Raw genomic sequence first — 22,293 nt, forward strand, 5'->3', positions numbered from 1 at the left:
ATTTCGGGTTTTGGCAAATTGGAGAACGAAGCGCGTGTAATCCGGTTGTTGTAAACCATATTCGAGGTGTCCGGTCATCCGAAGATGAACATGAAAAAAACCGGAAGGTTCCAGTTGGAAGAAGAGGTATTTCCCGATTCGCAACAGAGCAACGATCCGTTTATCGAGGAGTTTCTTAGTAAAGATTCGCGGCGAAGGTGTTGCGATTTGTCGGGGTAAGAGAATTTCAACCGCAGAAATCCGTTTCCCGAGGAGATGCGGTTCGAGTTTCCGACGGATCGATTCTACTTCGGGAAGTTCTGGCATTTTTTACTTGTTCAACATTATATATGGACAGACAAGAGTGTCTGTCCTACGGTAACTTCTACCCCATCCGCTTTACAGTGTCACGCACCGCGTCGGCAATCGCTTCGCGGGTTGGCGTGACTCCGAGAATCGACTTGCAATTGGCGCAGCGGACAATCGCAACCGGAAACGCACCGCCCGAGGAAGGGAGATTCCGGGTTTCCGATTCGATACCGGCATTTTGTTTGCAATGCGGGCAGACTCCAATGAGCGGGATACCAAGCATTTCTTTTTCCTATTTTATTTTGCAGGGGTGAACACAAGGTTCGCCCGTACACGAAAACTGTTGTTGGGACAGTCAGGAGTGTCTGTCCTACAGAGATTACTTCAGGAGATCAGCCGCCCACCAATCGAGTTTCTCTTTTAAGGCGTCGCTATAACCTTTTTCCTCGAACCGAAGTTTTCCTTCCTTATCGATAACGCAAAGGTAAGGGATACCGGTGATGCCGTAGGCTTTCGCCGGTTCGTCGCTCCCAAACACGAGCTTCATCGAGTAGTTATTGTCTTTAATGAATTTCGTCGCTTTCGGACGGTCGTTCTCCCAGACGTTGATGGAAAAGACTTTTACTCCCTTTGGCATCCGTTTCTTCATGAACTCATCGAGCACCGGCATTGCCATTCGACAGGGACCACACCACGTCGCCCAGAAGTCAAGAATCACAACGTTTCCCCGTAAATCTGCCAACCGGATGGTATCCCCCTTGCTATCGGCGAGCGCCCAGGTGGGAGGAGTCCGGTCGATTTTTTCGGCTAATACGGCAGTCCTGCGATCCTCAGCTTTCCGCGACCACCCCTCGGCGAGCTTCTTGAGCATCGGTTCCCAACGAGGATCCGAGTGTATAGAGGTGAAATCTTCATCGCTTTTCACCTGATCAGCCGACATCGAACCTTGCTGTGCGATCACTTCAAGAGTTGCGAATGCGTCATCCGGGAGATTCGCCAATGCTTGGTAAAACGCCAGCATGTACAGCAACATGGAGTTTTCTTCGTACTTCGGGAGCGATTTCAAGTAGTCGACGATTTTGTCGTAGGCTTTTACCTGCCGCAGGGCGCCGGTGTAACGTTCCACGATGTACTCTTCGCGCTCCTTTTCACTTAGCTTTTGCGCTTCGACGATTTTATCGGTGTCCTCTTCGAGTAGTTTTTTCGCCTCGTAGAACTTTCCTTGCCGCGCGAGTAAAATCGCTTCCTGGTTCACGCTTGCCCATCGTTGCTTGCTATCGCGAGCGGTTGTGAGCAGCTTTTTCGCATCATCGAACCTGCCGCGGAAGAGATAGAATGAAAAAAGCTGTTTCATCGATTCTTCCGAGGTTTCGGTTACCAACACCGGATACTTCTCAAGGAGTGGCTCATCCATCGTCAGCCACTTCTCGAATTCCTTCTTCAATTCGGCGGGAGCAGAACCATCGATTAACGAAGAGTAGGAGGAAAGTAGGAGTCGGTAACCATAATCGGCGTCGGGTACCGCTTTTACTACTCGCCGAGCAATCGCAGCCCGCGATAACAGATTCCTCTCCCAGCGACCAGAGAGATATTGGTACTTCGCGCTGGTTGGTTCTTTTGCGAGCATTTCGGCAAGCCACTTCGTAGCGCTGCTGGAGTCGATTTGCTTCCATTGTTCGATGGCATTTCGCCATAAATCTGGGGAATTGTAGGTTTGAATTACTTCACTACAGTATGCCTTCCGAGCCTCCATCGATGGTTTCTCGGCGAGGTTCTTCGAAAAAGCATCAAGGGTTAAATCGGTAGCGAATGCAAAAGAAGCAAGTGCGAGAAAAGCGATTAGTATTGGATAGCGGATTTTGGATAGCATGATCACTCCAGATAAGACGCCCCAAAGTAATCGCACAGACGATTCGTTGCAATCAAATCGACCCACTTAGAAAATTGAACTCGCCACGAATCCGATTGCAATACGAAATACAATACTACACAACAATTCTCCGCAGCGCTGCAATCCGTTCGAGCGTTGGTGGATGATCGTAATGGAGCATTACTACCAACGGGTGTGGCGTGAGGTTCGAGAGGTTTTTCACTGAGAGTTTTTTGAGTGCGAGCACCATCGATTCGGGACTTGCGGTAGTCTTCGCGGCAAACGCGTCTGCTTCGAATTCGTGTTTCCTCGCGAGCGCATTGGTTAAAATTCCGAGTAAGGTTTGTATTGGAGAGAAGAGCATCGCGAAAAACACCAAACCCGCATAGACCGATAGTTCTTCCATCCGAAATGCCGCAAAGAGCCCTTCGTTTGCCAGAAAGAACGTACAAAGCCAACACCAAAGCCCAATTGTGAGAAACGAAATCGTCACTCTTTTCCATATATGATGGCGCTTGTAGTGTCCAATCTCATGAGCGAGAATAGCGACCAACTCACTGAGGGTGTGATTCGCGATAATCGTATCGAATAAAACGATCCGACGAAATTTTCCGAACCCAGTGAAATACGCATTCCCCTTACTGGAACGGCGCGAGCCATCCATCGAGTAAATGCCTTGCAGCTTGAAGGATTGTTGTTTAGCAAAAGATTCAATCGACGATTTCAATTCCCCCTCAGGGAGCGGTGCGAACTTATTGAAGAGCGGCATTATCGTGACCGGTGCGATGAACATCATGAACAGCGTTACTACGATAATCGAAAGCCAAACATAGAGCCACGCAAAAGTACCAAAAGCTTGGAACAGCCAGAGGACAAGGGTTAGCAGGATACCACCGATCACAATGGTCACGAGAATGCTTTTGAGTAAATCGATAACAAAGACTTTCGGAGTTGTGCGGTTGAAACCAAATTTCTCTTCAATAACAAACGTGCGGTAGATCGAAAACGGGAGACCCAGCGCCGTGGAGAGAATAAACAGCATCGCAAAAAAGAGTAATCCTGTTGGGAGCTGGGTGAATCCGAAACCCCGCAAAAATTGATCGATCCAGTTAAAGCCACCCAGTAACAGGAATGCGAGGGTTAACGGAAGGAGAATCGTCGACTCGATGAGGGAAAAGCGGCTATTCGTACGGGTGTATTCTTGGCTCTTCGCATAACTTTCCGCGTCGTAAACCCCCTCCATTTCTCCGGGGAGCTTTGGTGTTAACCGCTTTAAGTTGAGGAAAGTCGAAATCGTACTGAGGGCATACTCAGCGAGTAGGATTACGACAATAATACTTAGGTAAAGTGATCCTTCACTCACAAAAAATCCTTTCGCACGGCTACTTTAGATACATAATCGGTGTGATTACTTGCTCACCGGCAATATCAGTTTGTAGAAAGTACGTACCTGTGGAAAGCGAATTGGGCTTCCATGTTATTGATGTTTGAGAAGCTGGTTCTCCAATAGTTGAAAAATGCTCGACGAGTTGACCGTTTACATTCACTATCCTCAATTGTGCCGAATGATTTCCGGGAATCTTGATTCGCAACACAGAGTTGAAAGGATTCGGATACACTGAGACACGGTATGACGCTGGGAGGATTGCACTGCGATTACCGATTGAGGTAAAACCATAGGGAACGATCTGAGTCACACTATCAATTGCACTGTTTTGATTCGGACCCGTTAATCCACCAAATACATACCAGCCACCGCCATACATCGTAGTAGCTGACCATGCCCGTAAACTCGGCATCCTGACTGAGTCAACCTGCCAAACGTCAGTTAACGGATTGTATGAGTAGATAAGGGAGTCCATTTCGGTGTTAGACGAACCACCGTCCCTCACTGCTGCGCCAACATAGATTCGCTCATTGAGTACAGCCAGCGATGCTGCTTCCAATGTCAACGTATCGTCTTCTACTACCGGTGGGCTAAGTAAGGTCCAAATGTCAGTTGTTGGATTGTACTTTTGAAATGAGTTCACATGCTGATAACCGAGGAGGTAAATCTCGCCATTCCAAGTCACCGAACCGAGATATCCATCAAATATCGGTGTGCCAATCGCAGAAGTCCGTGAACTCCAAGTCAATGAATCCAACGAAAAACGAAACACCTGCCCGTACCCGTTGAAATTGTAGATGAAACGTCCAATAAGTTGGGTCGTAGGACCCCACGATAGAGTATTTCCACTTGAGGGATAATTCGTCGTCCAACTTTGAGTACGGATTGCATAACTTCGGATTGTACCTTGTCCACCTCGCCAGCCATCTAATAAATAGATTGTATCATTCACGATGACTGAAGTTATACCCCAAGTGTTCACATCGGGGATTTGGGTGGGTAAAGAATCCCAAGTCGTGCCATCAAAGCGGAAAATCGAACGATAGCAGGTTGAACCATTCCAGTCGTTCGATCCACCGAGGTAGTAAATCGTGTCATTGCTCATAACAACAGTTCCCGCTCCACGAGGAGCTGGCATCGGTGGGATAGCGAAAAGTGACGTTACAGTGATCAGCAAGATAGCAATGAACAAGCCAGTACGGTTCATTTTACCCTCCGTTAAGTATTAACGGAATAATGGGTATTTCTTGGGATTCATGCAAGGGTTCTGGCAAAAAAATCAAAAAAGGTCGGTAGATTACTGCGGAAGTTTTCTCTTTTTGAAAAGTATCATGCTAAATGATACTCAGGACAAATGCATCATTGACGATATGTTTACGTTTCCGTGAGCGCTTCGCGTTTGCCCAAACTCTTCTGCAAATCAGATTCCATCGACACTGCGGTCGCACAAGGATGTGATTTGCGTTCCTCGCTATGACATCGCGACAGGAATGTCGCGGCCACGCCTAACGCAAAACAGCCCTCGAGACGAATCTCAAGGGCTGTCAGAAAAAGAATCCCGGCGGCTACCTACTCTCCCACACCGTTAGCGGGTGCAGTACCATCGGCGCAATAGGGCTTAACTGCTCTGTTCGGAATGGGAAGAGGTGTTTCCCCTACGCTATGGTCGCCGGAAAAATTGTAAATGAACTGATATCAAGCTCGTTACACTGGTTTTGTTACCAGTAACTGCTTGATTTCTCAAATTGCAAGGGTATGATATCGCAGGAGTCAAAATGACTGTCTAATTAAGTTGTGTAAGTTAGTTGGTTCGACCAACTTACGGGCGTCAGACATGGTTTGTCTGATTGTATTGGAGCCACTAGGAAACATTTGTAAACACTAAAAGGAAGCTTCTTTGGATCCACGTAATAAAAAGATCGAGAAAGTCTCACGCGCTATTAGTATCGCTCGGCTAAAGCATTACTGCTCTTACACCTGCGACCTATCGACGTCGTGGTCTACGACGGCGCTTTAGTCCTTACGGAAGGGTTCTCTAGTCTTGGGGCCGGCTTCGCACTTAGATGCTTTCAGCGCTTATCCGTTCCGAACATAGCTACCCGGCGGTGCCCCTGGCGGGACAACCGGTACACCAGCGGTTCGTTCACCACGGTCCTCTCGTACTAATGGCAACTCCCCTCAAAGAACCTTCGCCCACAGCGGATAGGGACCAAACTGTCTCGCGACGTTTTAAACCCAGCTCGCGTACCGCTTTAATTGGCGAACAGCCAAACCCTTGGGACCTTCTTCAGCCCCAGGATGCGACGAGCCGACATCGAGGTGCCAAACCTCCGCGTCGATGTGAACTCTTGGCGGAGATCAGCCTGTTATCCCCGGGGTACCTTTTATTCGATAAGCGATGGCCCTTCCATTCGGGACCACCGGATCACTTAGACCTGCTTTCGCACCTGCTCGACATGTTGGTCTCGCAGTCAAGCTCCCTGTTGCCTATGCACTCGATGCGCGATTACCGACCGCGCTGAGGGAACCTTTGTGCGCCTCCGTTACTCTTTTGGAGGCGACCGCCCCAGTCAAACTACCCGCCTGACAGTGTCCTCCTCCCAGCTAATGGGATCGAGTTAGACGTTCAACAAATCCAGGGTGGTATTTCAAGGTTGGCTCCACCGATACCAGAGTACCGGCTTCATCGTCTCCCACCTATCCTACGCAGAATGAGCTAAACATCACTATCAGGGTGCAGTGAAGGTCCACGGGGTCTTTCCGTCCTGCTGCGGGAAGCTGGCATCTTCACCAGCACTTCAATTTCACCGAGTCCATGGTCGAGACAGCGCCCAGATCATTACACCATTCGTGCAGGTCGGAACTTACCCGACAAGGAATTTCGCTACCTTAGGACCGTTATAGTTACGGCCGCCGTTTACCGGGGCTTCATATCAGAGCTTCGCTTTCGCTGACCCCTCTATTTAACCTTCCGGCACCGGGCAGGTGTCAGTCCCCATACGTCGTCTTACGACTTAGCGGAGACCTGTGTTTTTAGTAAACAGTTGGCTGGGCCCTTTCACTGCGGCCCATCACCGCCTTTGGACGCGAAGTCCGAAGCAGTAACAGGCGCTCCTTCTCCCGAAGTTACGGAGCTAGTTTGCTGAGTTCCTTAACCATGGTTCTCTCGAACACCTTAGGATATTCTCCCCGTCTACCTGAGTCGGTTTGCGGTACGGTGGGCGTATTTTGTCCCTACGAAGATTTTCTTGGCAGCGTACATGGGGCCCGTTTGCGGCTTACGCCTCCCATTCGTGTCTCGGCTTTATTCCGGCGGATTTGCCTACCAGAACGGCCTACGCACTTAGACCAACATCCAACAGTTGGCGGACCTTACGTTCCTGCGTCCCTCCTTAGATCAACCTCCACACACCCGTACGGGAATATTAACCCGTTTTCCATCAGCTACGCTTTTCAGCCTCGCCTTAGGGACCGACTAACCCCGAGCAGATTACCTTTACTCGGGAAACCTTAGACTTACGGCGAAGCGGTTTTTCACCGCTTTGATCGTTACTCATTCTGGCATACGCTTTTCTAAAACCTCCAGCATGGCTCGCGCCACACCTTCACAGGCGATTAGAATGCTCCTCTACCGCCAATTCAAAGAATTGACCCGTGGCTTCGGTGTATAACTTAGTCCCGACAATTTTCGGCGCAAGATCGCTTGACTAGTGAGCTATTACGCACTCTTTAAATGATGGCTGCTTCTAAGCCAACATACTAGCTGTCTGAGCAATCTCACATCCTTATTCACTGAGTATATAACTTGGGGACCTTAGCCGACGGTCTGGGTTCTTCCCCTTTTGGCCACGAAACTTAGCTCCCGTGGCCTGTCTCCCTCGGATATCTAATTGGCATTCGGATTTTGGTAGGGGTCGGTTCCGTTGTGACAGCCCTAGCCCTTCCAGTGATCTACCTCCAATAGACTAACACGAGAGGCCGTACCTAGATACGTTTCGAGGAGTACGAGCTATCTCCGAGTTTGATTGGCCTTTCACCCCTAGGCACAATTCATCCAATGACTTTTAAACATCAACTGGTTCGGTCCTCCACGCGGTTTTACCCGCGCTTCAACCTGATCATGCCTAGATCACACGGTTTCGCGTCTGCCCCCGGTAACTATGCGCCCTATTCGGACTTGCTTTCGCTGCGGCTGAATAGCTTAACTACTTCACCTTGCTACCGAGGTGCAACTCGCCAGATCATTATGCAAAAGGTACGCGGTCACCCCTTACGGGGCTCCCACCGATTGTAAGCGACAGGTTTCAGGTACTATTTCACTCCCCTCCCGGGGTGCTTTTCACCTTTCCCTCACGGTACTGGTTCACTATCGGTCACCAAGGAGTATTTAGCCTTAGGAGATGGTCCTCCCGAATTCCCACAGGATTCCACGTGTCCCGCAGTACTTGGGGTACCGGCCACGTGATATATTGATTTTGCCTACGGGACTATCACCCTATTTTGTCGACCTTTCCAGATCGGTTCGACTATCAATATACCATCGAGTGAAGAGATGCAGCTCTTCTTGTCGGCCCCACGACCCCAATGCAACAACGCCCGCATGCTTTAACATTGCATTGGTTTGGGCTATTTCGCGTTCGCTCGCCGCTACTAGCAAAATCATTCTTTATTTTCTTGTCCTGCTGCTACTTAGATGTTTCAGTTCACAGCGTTCGCTTTGCAGACCTATGTATTCAGTATGCAATAATCCGACATGACTCGGATTGGGTTGCCCCATTCGGAAATCGACGGGTCTACGGATATTTGCTCCTCACCGTCGCTTATCGCAGCTTATCACGTCCTTCATCGCCTCTTGGTGCCAAGGCATCCACCTGACGCTCTGAGTAACTTTCCCGAAAGTCTTTTTATGACATGGATCCACAGAGGATCCCTTTCGGTGTTTTAAAATGTTTCTCAAGATGCCATACCCTTGCGATTCGAGTTGTCAAAGATCCTGTCCCAATGGGACGTACCAATCATCTGGTATCGGGCGGGCGGTTCGCAAAGCAGTTCTCACCTACGCGATGTATTTCCAGAGATGGTGGAAAAGAACAAAATATTGGATAAAAAATGGTCGCAGACAAAATCTACGAGCCATCTTTCCGTGGAGAATACCGGGTTCGAACCGGTGACCTCCTGGTTGCAAACCAGGCGCTCTCCCAACTGAGCTAATTCCCCCGGGTGGGCCTGACAAGAGTCGAACTTGTGACCTCACGGTTATCAGCCGTGCGCTCTAACCAACTGAGCTACAGGCCCCGGCATGTCGATGCAGAGAGCAGTACGGCTAACCCGTCGGGTCGTCCGACGACATTGGCGCTACGCACAATCTTTAACTTTTGCTTCGTCCTAAAGTAATTGACGTTGTGGACGTCGTAGGTACCTTGCGATACCAAATCCACGGTTCTCCAGAAAGGAGGTGATCCAGCCGCACCTTCCGGTACGGCTACCTTGTTACGACTTAACCCCAGTCATCAGTCTTACCTTAGACGCCTGCCTCCTTTCGGTTAGCTCGGCGGCTTCGGGTACTACCAACTCCCATGGTTTGACGGGCGGTGTGTACAAGGCCCGGGAACGTATTCACCGCTACCTGCTGATTAGCGATTACTAGCGATTCCGACTTCATGCACTCGAGTTGCAGAGTGCAATCTGAACTGAGGACCGTTTTAAGGATTGGCTCCACCTCGCGGTCTTGCTACCCTCTGTGCGATCCATTGTAGCACGTGTGTAGCCCTGGACATAAGGGCCATGAGGACTTGACGTCATCCCCACCTTCCTCCTCCTTTACGGAGGCAGTCCCCATAGAGTGCCCGGCTTTAACCGCTGGTAACTATGGGCGAGGGTTGCGCTCGTTGCAGGACTTAACCTAACATCTCACGACACGAGCTGACGACAGCCATGCAGCACCTATGCGCCCCGGTATTGCTACCTAACCGGCTTTCACCGGTGACAAAGCGCACTTCGAGCCCAGGTAAGGTTCTTCGCGTTGCATCGAATTAAACCACATGCTCCACCGCTTGTGCGGGCCCCCGTCAATTCCTTTGAGTTTCACCCTTGCGAGCGTACTCCCCAGGTGGGGCACTTACTGTGTTAACTGCGTCACCGAGAGGACCTCTCCCGACGACTAGTGCCCATCGTTTACGGTGCGGACTACCAGGGTATCTAAGCCTGTTTGCTCCCCGCACTTTCGCGTCTCAGCGTCAGATGTGCCCCAGGTATCCGCCTTCGCCACTGGTGTTCCTCCCGATATCTACGCATTTCACCGCTACACCGGGAATTCCAATACCCCCTGACACTCTCAAGATATGCAGTTTCATAGGCACTTGAGACGGTTAAGCCGCCCACTTTCACCTATGACTTGCACATCCGCCTACACGCCCTTTACACCCAGTAAATCCGGACAACGCTTGCACCCTCCGTATTACCGCGGCTGCTGGCACGGAGTTAGCCGGTGCTTACTTTCAGGGTACCGTCAACGCCCTCATCGGGCAATTCTTCCCCTGCTACAGAGCTTTACGATCCGAAGACCTTCATCACTCACGCGGCGTTGCTGCGTCAGACTTTCGTCCATTGCGCAATACTCCTCACTGCTGCCTCCCGTAGGAGTCTGGGCCGTATCTCAGTCCCAGTGTGGCCGGTCATCCTCTCAGATCGGCTACTGATCGTCGCCTTGGTGGGCCGTTACCCCGCCAACAAGCTAATCAGGCGCGGGATCATCTGGAAGCGTATTACTACTTTAACAACATCCTCATGCGAGGCCGCTGCATTATGCGGTATTAGACGCCCTTTCGAGCGTTTATTCCCCACTCCCAGGCAGATTTCCCACGTGTTACGCACCCGTTCGCCACTAACATTATTGCTAATGCCCGTACGACTTGCATGTGTTAAGCACGCCGCTAGCGTTCGTCCTGAGCCAGGATCAAACTCTCCATTGTTGAATGAAGATAAAAGTTGTTGATCCGTCAATTTACTCAAAGGATTTCTGCTACGTTATAGACTGTGCGTTCGCGCTATGTCAAAGATCCTGTTTTCCCACATTCGGGGATTTCAAGTTCCTCAGTGAGCGGGGCCGAAAGCCAACGCTCTTTAGATGACAATCCCCCGCGAACGGGGGCAGTGTTCATCATTTCTGAACAGCTTACCAATATACGTCAAGTGACGACGAAAGTCAAGCGCCGGTGTTTCCGACCCGCGCAAGACTTGTAAATTCGCTACTTAGCGTCACAAACGTGCTGGATGAGCTGACAACCTGAACATACAAAACAAAGAACATCTTTCCAAACTTTCCCAACTTCGTTCGCCGTAGCGTTCGTTTTAGTGGCGAGAGTATACACTCATTCGCTCGAAAAGTCAAGGGGGGTCTAAATAACCCCTGTGATAAATCGCACATTGCACGTAATAACAATAGGTTATAAGTCGTTAAACGTAACGAAAAAGACTCTCGTTGGAGGTACTGTATTGCCGGTAACGCGAGCTCTTTGCTGGATGTACTGCCACTTCCTCGCGTTTCGCACATTCAAACCGTCTCTCGATGACAAGAACCTTGTCATTTCCTGAGCTGTTTTTCCTGCCTGCTACTTTAACGAATAAGAAACAACTTGAGTGAGTCGGTGTATGGGCTTTCCAGCGCGATCCATTCACTGTGGCCGCGCTTGGGAACCGGTAGAAATCTCTTCTCTGAGGAAGCGGCGCTGGCAAATAGTTTTCGTCCTAAGGCTATCGGTATCAGATTGTCGCGCTCACCATGCATTACGAGCAGCGGTTCGGTCACTTGCTTGATTAACTCTACTGGTTGAGCATTTGGATTTTGGAGTTTCGCTTCCGGTTTTAACCAGATAAACCACCGGAGATACCATGGCAACTCGCGTTCAAACGCTTTGATGGTTTCTTCGGCGTTCGTCATCGGTGCGATGAGTATCAATCCGTCGGCGGCGCGTTCCGATGCGACCGCGGTCGCAAAGACCGTACCGATGGAGTAACCGAATAGAAAGAGCGGTTGCGATGGGGTACGGACTCTCACCGTATCGAAAATAAGTAGCGCATCCTTGATAATACTCGCAAACGTCGGTTTCGCAGAATCGCTGATACCGAAGCCGCGATAATCGATGAGGTAGAGATTGCACTCGGTTTTCTGCGAAAGAATCGCGTAGTAGTTAAACGTCCGGTAGATTGATTCTGCATTCCCGACGAAGCAGATCATCGAACGTTGGTAGTGTGGCGCACCGATTATTTTTCCGCGCAACATCACGCCATCGCTTGCCCGCAGTTCGATGCTGCGAAACGTTGTCGAATCGGAAAGCGCGGGCGTCCGGTGCGGATAGAAGAGCGACTCTTCCGTCACCGTGCGGACGCAGGAGGAAAGGGAAAGTAAGAGTAGTAAAAGTATCAAGCCGATTCGATATTGAGTAATCAAGAAACACCTCATAACCAGCAACTGAGCTATGCTCTGAATTTCTGGTCTAACTCTGATTGTGGAATGAATCGGGAAGCTTGGCGGATGATTGCGCGGAGAGTACCAGTATCGAGTTCCTTATGCAAAGGAACAATAAGTACCTGTCGCCTAGTACCAACAATACGAAGAAGTTTACAATGGCTTCCGTGTTGAGAATGTAGTTCAAATCCGAACTTTTGGAAGATTGCAATCGCTTCTGCTCCGGAGATGCGCTTAAGATGCGGCACGAATCGGTTCCAGTTCGTAACTAACAACAACCGTCGGGTCATTCGATAACCCATACTCGCTCAAGTCTTCCCCTTCGATTGCAAGCGCAACCGCCTCCTGCAAATTGCTCACCGTTTCGTCGAGCGTATTCCCTTGGGTTACTACCGGCAACTCAAGACACTCGGCATAATAGCCAAACGATTCGCCGCGCCGAATCACGGCGTTGATTGTTCGTTGCAAAGTGAACTCCTTTCACGAATCGATTCATTTAACAAAGTTACCGTTGTCAGGCAAGAATACAAACCGAAACTACGGCGTTAAGACAAATCTCCTCGACAGACAAGAGTGTCTGTCGTACCGCGTACTGCTTTCGCCTTTACTGTTCCCTGTCACCTGTTCCCTGTTCCCGTAAACCAAATGAGATTGCTTCGTCGCTACGCGCTCTCGCAATGACAGTTCTTGGCAACTACAAGACACAGTAATTTTTGCTTTTAGTCAAGGAGAAAGGTAGTGCGGCAGGGCTATCTTGTTCGAGTACTTGAGGGGTGGACGATGTTTTTTCTCGAAGAACAATCCAATCGTGAAAACGAACAAACCGAGACAAGCGGAACTGCCGTCGATTTAGTCAAGATGGCGAAAACGCGACAGAAGGAGCAGCGTCAGGAACGGCTCGCGCAAACCTGGGGCGGAAAACAGCTCCGGCGGTTTCGTGCGCGCAGCTATGTGCAGATGGCAATGTTTGGCGTCGTGTTGGCGATTGGTTTTCAATTCTACCGATTCGTTCATGCCGGTTTAACCACGACCAGCGGGGCATTGCCACATCGTCCTCCGGGAGTGGACGGGTTTCTCCCGATTACCGGTATCATGGGCGTCGTCGATTGGATAGCCACTGGCACCTTGAATACCATCCACCCTGCCGCAACAATCCTGCTGCTCGTTTTCGTTGTAATCTCGCTGTTCTGGCGCAAGGCATTTTGTTCGTGGTTGTGTCCGGTGGGAACGATCTCCGAATATCTCGCTCTGATGGGTCGCAAAATCTTTGGACGAAATTTTCGAATCTGGAAGTGGCTCGACATCACGATGCGCGGCTTCAAGTATTTCCTGCTCAGCTTCTTCCTGTGGGCGATTGTATCGATGGGCGCTATCGGAACCAATGCATTTCTCTACAGCGATTACAATTATGTCGCCGACGTCAAAATGGGGATGTTTTTCGTCCGGTTGGGAACGGTTGGCGCAGTTGTGATGGGTATTCTCATCGTAGGGTCGATCTTTGTGAATGGCTTCTGGTGCCGGTATTTCTGTCCTTACGGCGCACTGGTCGGCTTGTTTTCCTGGATGTCGCCGACGAAAATCAAACGGACGGCAAGCGCCTGCATCGATTGCGAACTGTGCAACAAAGCGTGTCCCGCACGACTGCCGGTAATGACCAAAGAGCGCATCGTATCGGTAGAATGCACCGGTTGCTTCGATTGTGTGGCAAGTTGTCCGGTACCAGAAGCGTTAAATGTGGAAGTGCGAGAGAAGGTGTCGCCTGTGCGAAGAGTCGCCATGGGAATCAGTATCGTTTTTGTTGGTGTGTGGCTGCTTGCGCAACTGACAGGGGTATGGAGTAACTCGATTAGCGACGAGGAGTATCGTGAAAGGATACCGAAGATGGATGACGTAGGTCATCCGGGAAGATAGTTAGAGGTACGCTCTGAGATTGCCACGTCACTTTGCTTCGTGCATTGGCACTGCGCTTCGTTCCTCGCAAAGACAGACGTGTCAAACATTCATCAACTAACTACTCTGCGGTTTTCGCAGATACTACTTCGTAAGGCGATCCCATTCGGTGGGTGTGAACTTGGAAGTGAATTTCGCAACCGTCGCATAATCGCCCGGACGAATGTTATTCCGTTCAAACCAACCAGCTTCCATCTCGATGACGTACTGTACGCTATCGGTTTTCGAGGGATACGTTTTCAATAATGCGGGGGGAGTCGAGAGCGGCTCGGCAAACATTCGTTGAATCTCGAGGATTCTGCCTTGCGCATCCAAATATGCCAAATCGATATCGAAGTAGCAGTGATACATCCAAAAAGAATGCCGCTGCGGTTTCGGAAACACGAATAACATTCCGTGGTCTGGTGCTAATTCCGTACGGTCGGAAAGTCCTTGGACGATTTCATCGGTATCGTCACTAATCTCCAGCCATGCTGTTACTTTTCCAATCGTCACTTTTTGCGGCAACTCCGGGGCAGCGAAACTAATCGATGCTAAGAGTAACGCAAACAGCAAGCGTATGATTTGTTTCGTTCGTATCATGTTTCCTCAACCATAAATACGGAAGTTCCGGTTCATTTTGCGGTAGGGCAAGTCACCTCCGCGGATTGTTCGCTGAGGGTGACTCGAATGCTTATATTGCCTCAACATACAATTAGAAATCCACGAATGTAAACGTACAGTAAACTTGAAGGCTCCGCCGGGAGGGACTCGTGACCACAGTCGCCACACACGAGGTTTTTGTCTATCTCTCCGATTGGATGGGGCGTACTGTTTACGATTCCTCGCAACACGCCTCCGGGAAGATTGTCGACGTGCTCGCGCAAGCCGGGCACATGTTCCCCCCGATTCGCGGCATTGTTATCCGTTTGGATTCCCGGAAAGTTCTCTACCGCTTAGCAGCCAACGAACTGAATCATTGGCTCATTACCGATGCGTTGACCGTCGATCCAACCAAGTACCAACCACTCGAACCGAATGAGGATGAGTTCCTGATTCGTGATTGGCTATGGGATCGGCAAATCGTCGATATCTCCGGCGCAAAAGTCAAACGGGTCAACGACGTCCAGATGATTGTTGGTGATGTCAGCTATATCGTCCATGTCGATGTTGGTTTTCTTGGTTTAGCGCGGCGGCTTGGATTTGAACGGAGTGTAAAAACCGTTGCGAAACTGTTCGGAAAATCGCTGCAAGACGAGTTAATCTCCTGGAAATATGTCACCCCGGTCAAAGCTCAGAGTGGTGCACCGCTTCGGCTCTCGGTGCAACTCACGAACTTACGGAATCTTCACCCGGCGGAATTAGCCGACGTATTGGAAGAACTCGATAAAGATGAGCGTACCGAAATCGTTCGCGCTGTCGGAGCGGAAACTGCCGCCGCCGCCTTGGAAGTCGCCGACGAAGATGTCCAGAAGAGCGTGCTGGAATCGCTCACCGCCGATGAATCGGCCGATATTCTCGAAGAGATGGATTTGCAGGTCGCCGCCGATGTGCTCGAAGTTGTCGAGGAAGAGTTGGCGGAAGCAATGCTCGCCGCAGTCGAGCCGGAAACCCGGGACGACATTACCGAGTTAGCGGCGCATAAGGACGAAACCGCTGGTTCAGCGATGTCGTCGGATTTCATCCAATGCCATCCCGACGATACCGCGAGCGAAGTGTTGGAAAAAGTGCGCATCCTTGCCCGCGAAATCGAGTCATTCCTTTATATCTATGTGGTCGACGATAACGAGGAATTTAAAGGGGTCGTCTCGTTACGGGCGATTCTGACATCCTCGCCCTCAACACCGGTTCATACGATTATGCATTCCCGCATCATTTCGGTGACGCCGGATGAGCCGTTAGAAGACGTCGCAGAATTATTCAGTACATATGATTTCGGATTCTGTCCGGTCGTGAAAGATGGTCGAGTATTAGGAGTAATCTCACTCAAACATTCGTTTGAAGAGTTGCTGCCTCATTTCTGGAAGAAGCGAAACGATTAATGCCGCTGGGACTTCAACAATCGCTGCAACATTATCTGCCGCAACGACTGCGACGGCCGCTTCGCCGGGTCGCCATTTTCTTTGCGATTGTCGGACCGGGTTTAATTACGGCGAATGTCGACAACGACGCTGGCGGCATTGCGACATACTCACAAGCGGGCGCGCACTTCGGATTAAACGTCCTTTGGCTATATCTGCCGCTCGCCTTCATGCTAATCGTTGTACAGGAGATGTCGAACCGGATGGGGGTTGTCACCGGTAAAGGATTGTCCGATCTCATCCGCGAGAAGTTCGGCGTCAAGTTGACATTTTACCTCATGCTCGGTCTCCTGATCACGAATTTCGGTAATGTGATTGCCGAGTTTTCTGGAGTTGCTGCTGCCGGTGAAATCTGGGGTATTCCCCGCTGGGTGTCGGTACCGCTCGCTGCGCTTGCCGTCTGGTTTCTTGCAGTCAAAGGGAATTACAAAACAGTTGAGCGAATCTTTTTAGTAGCGGTCGTATTCTACGTTTCTTATCTCATTGCCGGCGTGCAAGCGAAACCGGATTGGAACCAAGTTCTCCATCACTCAATTACACCTCATATTGAACCCGATCCGAAGTACTTGATGATGCTCATTGGACTGATTGGAACGACCATCGCTCCGTGGATGCAATTCTATCAACAGGCGAGCGTCGCCGAAAAAAACATCCATCTCAGTCAATACTTCTACAGTAAACTCGATACGATCATCGGTTGCATTGCCGTAATGGTCGTCGCCGGTTTCATTACGGTGCTCTGCGCAGAAACGCTGTTTCCTCATGGCGTACGGATCGAGACGGCGGGGGATGCCGCGAAATCGTTGCTGCCGTTCGCTGGTGATTTCGCCGCGGATTTGTTCGCTTTTGGATTATTGAACGCGTCGCTGTTTGCGGCGAGTATACTTCCGCTCTCGACCAGCTACACTATCTGCGAAGCGTTCGGCTGGGAAAGCGGCGTCGATAAAGAGTGGAACGAGGCGCGACAGTTTTACACGATTTATACGGGATTGATTGCGTTAGGCGCAGCATTGGTACTCATTCCAAGTTTGCCGCTCATCGATATCATGATTATCAGTCAGCAAGTTAATGGCATGGTGCTTCCCTTTGTGTTGATTCCGATGCTGTTGCTGGTGAACGATAAGTCCATCATGGGAAAATATCGGAATGGTTGGATTGGGAATACAATCGCGATAGGTTTGACCGTATTGATTATTCTCTTAACTGTCGGTTCGTTCATCGTTTAGCGAATCGTACCGTGACCGCTTGCATCGGCCGATTCCCGGTAGCATCTTCGGGCTAATCATTGGGGGATATCTAAACATGAGTGAATCGCGAAACGTGCATTTAGTGAAAGGGGTGGTTGCCACAACCGCGCATAAGCAACTGCCGGAAGGGACTTTCGAGGAGGAATACGGCAGGGCGGGATTTTTCTCCCGGATCGCTCATCTGACACATACGAATGCTCCGACCGATTGGCAGAAAATCGATGGCCCACTGAAACCGCGGAGCTACGATACTAATAAGCTTTCGAGCGCAAATGGCGAGTTTCATCCGCTCTTGTTCAACGACGATGTATCATTAGGATTGTTGCATATCGCAACACCGCGGGAACATTGGTTTCGCGATAGTGACAGCGAACGGATCTATTTTATCCATACCGGTGAAGGGGAGATCGAAACCATCTTTGGACCAATTCCCTATCGGAAAGGCGACTATGTCGTGATACCCCGCGGCACACTGCACCGGATCGTTCCGACAGCAGTTTCTGCGATTTTGACAATCGAGGCGTATCGCGGTGAAATCGAGCAACCTTCCCGTGGTATTCTTGGACAACATGCACTTTACGATCCCGCTGCACTCTTTATTCCCGATCCAAAAGCGTATCCGAGCGAACCGGGAAAGCAATACGAAGTGTGGGTGAAGCGCGACAATGAGTTAACGAAGTTTACATTCAATCATCACCCAATCGATGTAATCGGTTGGAAGGGTGATCTTTTCCCTTGGCGGTTGAATATCGATCAATTTCTTCCGGTGAACTCCCATCGCCAACATCTTCCGCCGCCGGTACACACGACGTTTGTCGGCAAGGGTTTTGTGGTTTGCAGTTTCCTGCCGCGCCCGCTCGAAACCGATGACGATGCGGTAAAGGTTCCCTTTTATCACAGCAACATCGATTACGATGAAGTGCTGTTTTACCACGATGGCGATTTCTTCTCCCGTGATGGTATTTCAGCAGGGATGATCACATTTCATCCACAAGGTTTCCCTCATGGACCGCATCCCAAAGCGCGGATATTGTCGCAAAAGAAAGTGTGGACAGACGAAGCGGCAGTCATGCTCGATACCACCAAACCTTTGAAGATTGCAACGACATTGCACAGCGTCGAGAATCTCGACTACTGGAAGAGTTGGGGCGCACAAAGCTGATGGGAAGCGCCTTGTAGGATTTTGAGATTCAGAGAACAACTAAAGCGAAACCGAGAACTCGTGAAAATTCTTAACACTCCTCATATCCGGGTAATTGCCTCCAGCGTTTTGAGTACGACGGGAGTCGATTCCTTTTTAGATGCTGAAGCCGGCAGTTGGCGTACCGACGCCACCAGCGACCAAGAAAAATTGTCGGAGCTCGCCGGACGAATCTGTTACATGTCGTTCGGCGATAAACAAGGTCGGAAAACCAACCGCGAGTACCTTGACAATATTCTCGAGAGCGCTCACGGCTCGGTACTCGAACATGCCTCGTTCTCGCTGCTAATCTCCGGTATCTCACGTTCACTGACGCATGAATTGATTCGGCATCGCGCCGGTTTCGCCTATTCGCAATTATCACAACGGTATGTCGACGAATCGGATACCGATTATGTGATTCCCGATGTCATCGACAGCGATCCCGAATTGCGCGCACAGTTTCTTACAGCAATTGAGCAAGCCCATCAAGCTTATTTGATGCTCGCCGAGGGATTAGCGAAAAAAGCCGAACGAGATTTTCCCGAACTGTCAAAGACCGAACGCCGGAAACTGGCGCGACAAGCGGCTCGCAGTGTATTACCCAACGCCACCGAAACGAAGATTGTGGTAACGGCGAATGTGCGGGCGTGGCGTCATTTCATCGAGTTGCGCGGTTCCTCTCATGCCGAACCGGAAATCCGTAAGTTGGCAGTGCTCGTATTGCAAACACTGCAACCATTAGCGCCTAATCTCTTCGCCGATTATGACTTAGAACCTTGCCCGGATGGCGGCAAAGCCATCACAGTTTCCCATCGAAAAGTGTAAGTTGTGCACTCGATTTCGATATCCGATGCGGCAGCATTACTAAGAGCAGGTGAGTTAGTCGCGTTCCCCACTGAGACGGTGTATGGATTAGGCGGCGACGCGCTGCGCGCCGATGTCGTTGCGAAAATCTTTGAGACGAAACAGCGCCCGACATTCGATCCGATAATCGTACACGTAACCTCCATCGAAGCTGCGCAAGCATTGGTTTTAGGTTGGAACAAGACGGCGGATTTTCTAGCAGAATTGTTTTGGCCGGGACCGTTAACATTTGTGTTGCCGAAACGCGAGATTGTACCGGATATCGTTACCGCCGGGTTATCGAAGGTCGCTATTCGGATGCCAGCTCATCCACTGGCACAGTCGTTACTCAAAGAGTTTGGTCGACCAATCGCCGCGCCCTCCGCCAACCGATTTGGACACATTTCTCCCACCACTGCCACTCATGTATATGAGAGTTTCGGCGCTGCCGTTGCAATAATCGATGGTGGTTCTACGACCGTCGGAGTTGAGTCAACGGTACTTGATTTGAGCGAAGCGATACCGCGTATCCTGCGCCACGGGGGGATCACCCGTGAACAATTAGCGGAAGTATTGGATCAAGTTGAAGTAGCGACATCCTCAACAACCTTACCAAGCGCACCGGGTCAGTTGCCTCAACATTACGCGCCAAAAATTCCCTTGTACCTCTATCCATTCGGAACCGTTCCCTCTCCAATTCCGGGAAAACGTTGCGGGTGCCTCCTCACCACCGGAAGAGCAACCGCTGGTTTCAACGTTACGGAAATTCTCTCCGAGCAGAACGATTTACGGGAAATGGCGGTGAATTTGTTCGCTGCAATGCGGCGGCTGGAAACGCAAGCAATTGATTGCATTCTTGCGGTGAAGACAAGCGGAGATGGGCTGGGGGCAGCCATCAACGACCGCTTAACACGAGCAGCTGCTAACGTCTACTAAGTATAATTTGAGCGATAAGCTCTAAGAGAAATCTTTTAGTGTGTGGCAGTTGCGATTTCTCACGCTCCGTTGTCGATAGCTCGATGTGAAGCGATTTTTTGGATATGGTGGGTTGTAAGGAACCGTGTAGCTTTGCCGAAGTCGCCGAGTAGCGCAATGAATCGTGGGTTTCGCAACGCACCGGGAAATGATTAGCATATCCCGCCGCAATGTTCTTGACCGAATCCCACTCCTCTCCGGTTAAACCAGTTCCCGCGATTTCCAATCCAGGCAAACCATTTTTCCGAACTCGATACCCATGCAACTCGATGAGAAATGCCAAGGGGAGCTCAGTTTGCGCCGCTTCGGACAATGCTTCGCAATACCGCTCGAAAACAAGTTTCGCTCGTTTAGTTGGAAGCTCGAGACGTTTGCCGGATTTCGTGCGGACAAATTCGGTAGGGCGATTCACATTGATACATCGACCGATCGGGTGAGGAACAAAATGGTCGCCGCGATCCCGGTACCCGACAGCAATGACAGCACCTAAACCGGTGGTGTCTGCTATTGCACGCGTCAGCGACGCCGTCCGCGATTCGCTCGGAGAATGTGGTGCGGTGATGACTATGCCACTAACATTTTTAGATTTAATCGTTTCGATGTTCGGTGGAAACAGTTGCTCGACGAGTTGCGCTAAGTCGATGATCGAAAGTGAGCCGCGCTTCCAACCGCCTTTACTCGGCAAATAGGAAATTCCAACGCGAAAGCCAGTTCTTGCTATTGAAAATCGGCCACCGGCGATCAGGGGAATGGTAACCGAATTCTCTTCGCGCAATATGGTTGCGGCTACGTTTTGTAGGGTACGTGCTTCTTCCGGGGTAAAGTCTACTGGTTGTAAGCGCTCGCCAGCAAAGAGCGTTGCACTCCAATCGGTCATCCACTCGACGCGAAAGAGCGGTTTTGAATCGGGTGGCCCCGCTTCGTCCCAATAGAATCCGCGCGATGTGATGATGGGTGGCATAGGAGAAGATACGGAATTTTACATTTATACAATACCGATTCCTTTGCTGTTTTCCTCTTTGAAATCACTCGACTGACAGGAGAGTCGGCCGTACCGAGTGAAGTACCACTCGACAGATAGGAGTGTCTGTCGTACTGAGTTGGTCGTACCAGTAAATAAAAACGCAACGGGTGGAGGCACACCCGTTGCGTTGGACACTGGTCCGAATCGTAGTTTCTCTCTCTCTCTTCTGTGTGCCTCAGTTGGGGGAGCAAGCTCCTATCACCAAGACTCACACTCGTTACGCCATCCGATTAACGGGACAGCGAAGTATCTAATGCCTCGTCGATGCCATCGAAAATCCATTCCGGTGCCAGCACTTGCATTTCACCCGGTTTGGCTTCTGATAGTTTGCCGGAAGTCTTCACCGCATAGCGGATTGGTTCCGGTAGAGCCATCATCGACGCATTTTGCAATTCCATGACTAAGTTCCAGTCCATCGGTTTCGGATAGCTAACAACATCCGGTTTTATGCTGGAGGGAATCTTCGCTTTTGCTCTGGCAATTTCAATCGCGAGGTCTAACCCGCCAAGAGTATCGACCAATTTACGATCTAATCCCTGTTTACCAGTCCACACCCGACCATTACCAACAGAGTCAACCGATGACCATGCCATTTCACGGCTATCAGCAACTTTCTGAACGAACTGCTTGTAAAACTCTTTGATCATCTTCTCGACGATTTTCCGCTCTTCTGGAGAGTGCCGACGGAACATGTTGAACATGCCGGCATGTTTCGAGAAGCGGATTTCTTCGTAGTTGGTTCCAATCTTCTTCAAGGTGCTGTCAATCACCGGGCGAACCGATAACACGCCGATGGAACCGGTAATCGTTCCTTCTTCGGATACAATTGTTTCACCGGGTAACGCGATGTAATAACCGCCCGAAGCGGCAACATCGGAGAAGGAAATCACTACCGGTTTTTTCGTGTCTTCGTCGCTCTTGCAAAGCATGAGTTCGCGCCACATTTCATCCGAGGCGAAACCACTGCCACCGGGGCTGTCGACTCGTAATACTATTGCT

General features: G+C 50.4%; 17 protein-coding genes, 2 tRNA genes and 3 rRNA genes. 6 read left to right on the forward strand and 16 right to left on the reverse strand.

Features of this window, described 5'->3' with window-relative positions:
* From OEM52_05970 to OEM52_06030, 13 genes are all read right to left on the reverse strand, one after another.
* The coding region (locus tag OEM52_05970; protein MDK9699674.1) for a bifunctional DNA-formamidopyrimidine glycosylase/DNA-(apurinic or apyrimidinic site) lyase at positions 1-306 on the reverse strand (306 nt) is incomplete at its 3' end.
* Between the two features lie 58 nt (positions 307-364).
* Positions 365-571, reverse strand: a complete 207-nt coding sequence (locus OEM52_05975) for a hypothetical protein (protein ID MDK9699675.1) — start codon at positions 569-571, stop codon at positions 365-367.
* A 96-nt stretch (positions 572-667) separates the two neighbouring features.
* Positions 668-2,158: a TlpA family protein disulfide reductase gene (locus OEM52_05980; GenBank protein ID MDK9699676.1), complete on the reverse strand. Its 1,491-nt coding sequence runs from the start codon at positions 2,156-2,158 to the stop codon at positions 668-670.
* A gap of 115 nt (positions 2,159-2,273) precedes the next feature.
* The gene (locus OEM52_05985) at positions 2,274-3,521 is read right to left on the reverse strand and encodes a M48 family metallopeptidase (GenBank protein ID MDK9699677.1); all 1,248 of its coding nucleotides are present in this window, start codon (positions 3,519-3,521) and stop codon (positions 2,274-2,276) included.
* Between the two features lie 19 nt (positions 3,522-3,540).
* Positions 3,541-4,752 (reverse strand): T9SS type A sorting domain-containing protein, encoded by a 1,212-nt coding sequence (locus OEM52_05990; protein ID MDK9699678.1) that lies wholly within the window; start codon positions 4,750-4,752, stop codon positions 3,541-3,543.
* Between the two features lie 349 nt (positions 4,753-5,101).
* A 5S ribosomal RNA gene (gene rrf, locus OEM52_05995) occupies positions 5,102-5,219 on the reverse strand.
* A 245-nt stretch (positions 5,220-5,464) separates the two neighbouring features.
* Positions 5,465-8,439: ribosomal RNA gene (locus OEM52_06000) — 23S ribosomal RNA — on the reverse strand.
* A 250-nt stretch (positions 8,440-8,689) separates the two neighbouring features.
* Positions 8,690-8,762, reverse strand: a tRNA-Ala gene (locus OEM52_06005).
* A 4-nt stretch (positions 8,763-8,766) separates the two neighbouring features.
* Positions 8,767-8,840, reverse strand: a tRNA-Ile gene (locus OEM52_06010).
* 153 nt (positions 8,841-8,993) lie between these two features.
* Positions 8,994-10,516: ribosomal RNA gene (locus OEM52_06015) — 16S ribosomal RNA — on the reverse strand.
* The 16S, 23S and 5S rRNA genes sit together here with 2 tRNA genes alongside, the layout of an rRNA operon.
* Before the next feature lie 644 nt (positions 10,517-11,160).
* Positions 11,161-11,994, reverse strand: a complete 834-nt coding sequence (locus tag OEM52_06020) for a lysophospholipase (protein MDK9699679.1) — start codon at positions 11,992-11,994, stop codon at positions 11,161-11,163.
* Positions 11,995-12,020: 26 nt separating this feature from the next.
* Positions 12,021-12,260, reverse strand: coding sequence for a type II toxin-antitoxin system HicA family toxin (locus OEM52_06025; protein ID MDK9699680.1), 240 nt, complete (start codon positions 12,258-12,260; stop codon positions 12,021-12,023).
* Positions 12,247-12,480, reverse strand: a complete 234-nt coding sequence (locus tag OEM52_06030) for a type II toxin-antitoxin system HicB family antitoxin (protein ID MDK9699681.1) — start codon at positions 12,478-12,480, stop codon at positions 12,247-12,249. Before OEM52_06030 ends, OEM52_06025 begins: the two co-directional genes overlap by 14 nt.
* Before the next feature lie 312 nt (positions 12,481-12,792).
* Between OEM52_06030 and OEM52_06035 the strand changes: the two genes are divergently transcribed.
* Complete coding sequence (locus tag OEM52_06035; GenBank protein ID MDK9699682.1) at positions 12,793-13,923, forward strand: 4Fe-4S binding protein; 1,131 nt, start codon at positions 12,793-12,795, stop codon at positions 13,921-13,923.
* A gap of 123 nt (positions 13,924-14,046) precedes the next feature.
* Here the strand turns inward: OEM52_06035 and OEM52_06040 are convergent, their stop codons facing one another.
* Positions 14,047-14,544 (reverse strand): DUF192 domain-containing protein, encoded by a 498-nt coding sequence (locus OEM52_06040; protein MDK9699683.1) that lies wholly within the window; start codon positions 14,542-14,544, stop codon positions 14,047-14,049.
* Between the two features lie 170 nt (positions 14,545-14,714).
* Here OEM52_06040 and OEM52_06045 point away from each other — a divergent pair, with 170 nt between their 5' ends.
* The 5 genes from OEM52_06045 to OEM52_06065 all read left to right on the forward strand — a co-directional run bounded on the left by OEM52_06045 (position 14,715) and on the right by OEM52_06065 (position 20,231).
* On the forward strand, positions 14,715-15,983 hold the full coding sequence (locus tag OEM52_06045; protein ID MDK9699684.1) for a CBS domain-containing protein: 1,269 nt from the start codon (positions 14,715-14,717) through the stop codon (positions 15,981-15,983).
* Positions 15,983-17,248 (forward strand): Nramp family divalent metal transporter, encoded by a 1,266-nt coding sequence (locus tag OEM52_06050; protein MDK9699685.1) that lies wholly within the window; start codon positions 15,983-15,985, stop codon positions 17,246-17,248. Before OEM52_06045 ends, OEM52_06050 begins: the two co-directional genes overlap by 1 nt.
* A 76-nt stretch (positions 17,249-17,324) precedes the next feature.
* Entirely contained in the window at positions 17,325-18,431 is a 1,107-nt protein-coding gene (locus OEM52_06055; GenBank protein ID MDK9699686.1) for a homogentisate 1,2-dioxygenase, read from the forward strand.
* Between the two features lie 60 nt (positions 18,432-18,491).
* Entirely contained in the window at positions 18,492-19,277 is a 786-nt protein-coding gene (gene thyX / locus OEM52_06060) for an FAD-dependent thymidylate synthase (GenBank protein MDK9699687.1), read from the forward strand.
* Between the two features lie 3 nt (positions 19,278-19,280).
* A complete protein-coding gene (locus tag OEM52_06065; GenBank protein MDK9699688.1) occupies positions 19,281-20,231 on the forward strand; it encodes an L-threonylcarbamoyladenylate synthase in 951 nt (316 codons plus the stop codon).
* Here the strand turns inward: OEM52_06065 and OEM52_06070 are convergent.
* On the reverse strand, positions 20,218-21,231 hold the full coding sequence (locus tag OEM52_06070; protein MDK9699689.1) for a hypothetical protein: 1,014 nt from the start codon (positions 21,229-21,231) through the stop codon (positions 20,218-20,220). The genes OEM52_06065 and OEM52_06070 overlap by 14 nt on opposite strands.
* A gap of 293 nt (positions 21,232-21,524) precedes the next feature.
* The coding region (gene sppA / locus OEM52_06075; GenBank protein MDK9699690.1) for a signal peptide peptidase SppA at positions 21,525-22,293 on the reverse strand (769 nt) is incomplete at its 5' end.

The sequence above is a fragment of the bacterium genome, assembly GCA_030247525.1.
In the GTDB taxonomy this organism is placed as follows: Bacteria; Electryoneota; JAOADG01; order JAOADG01; family JAOADG01; genus JAOTSC01.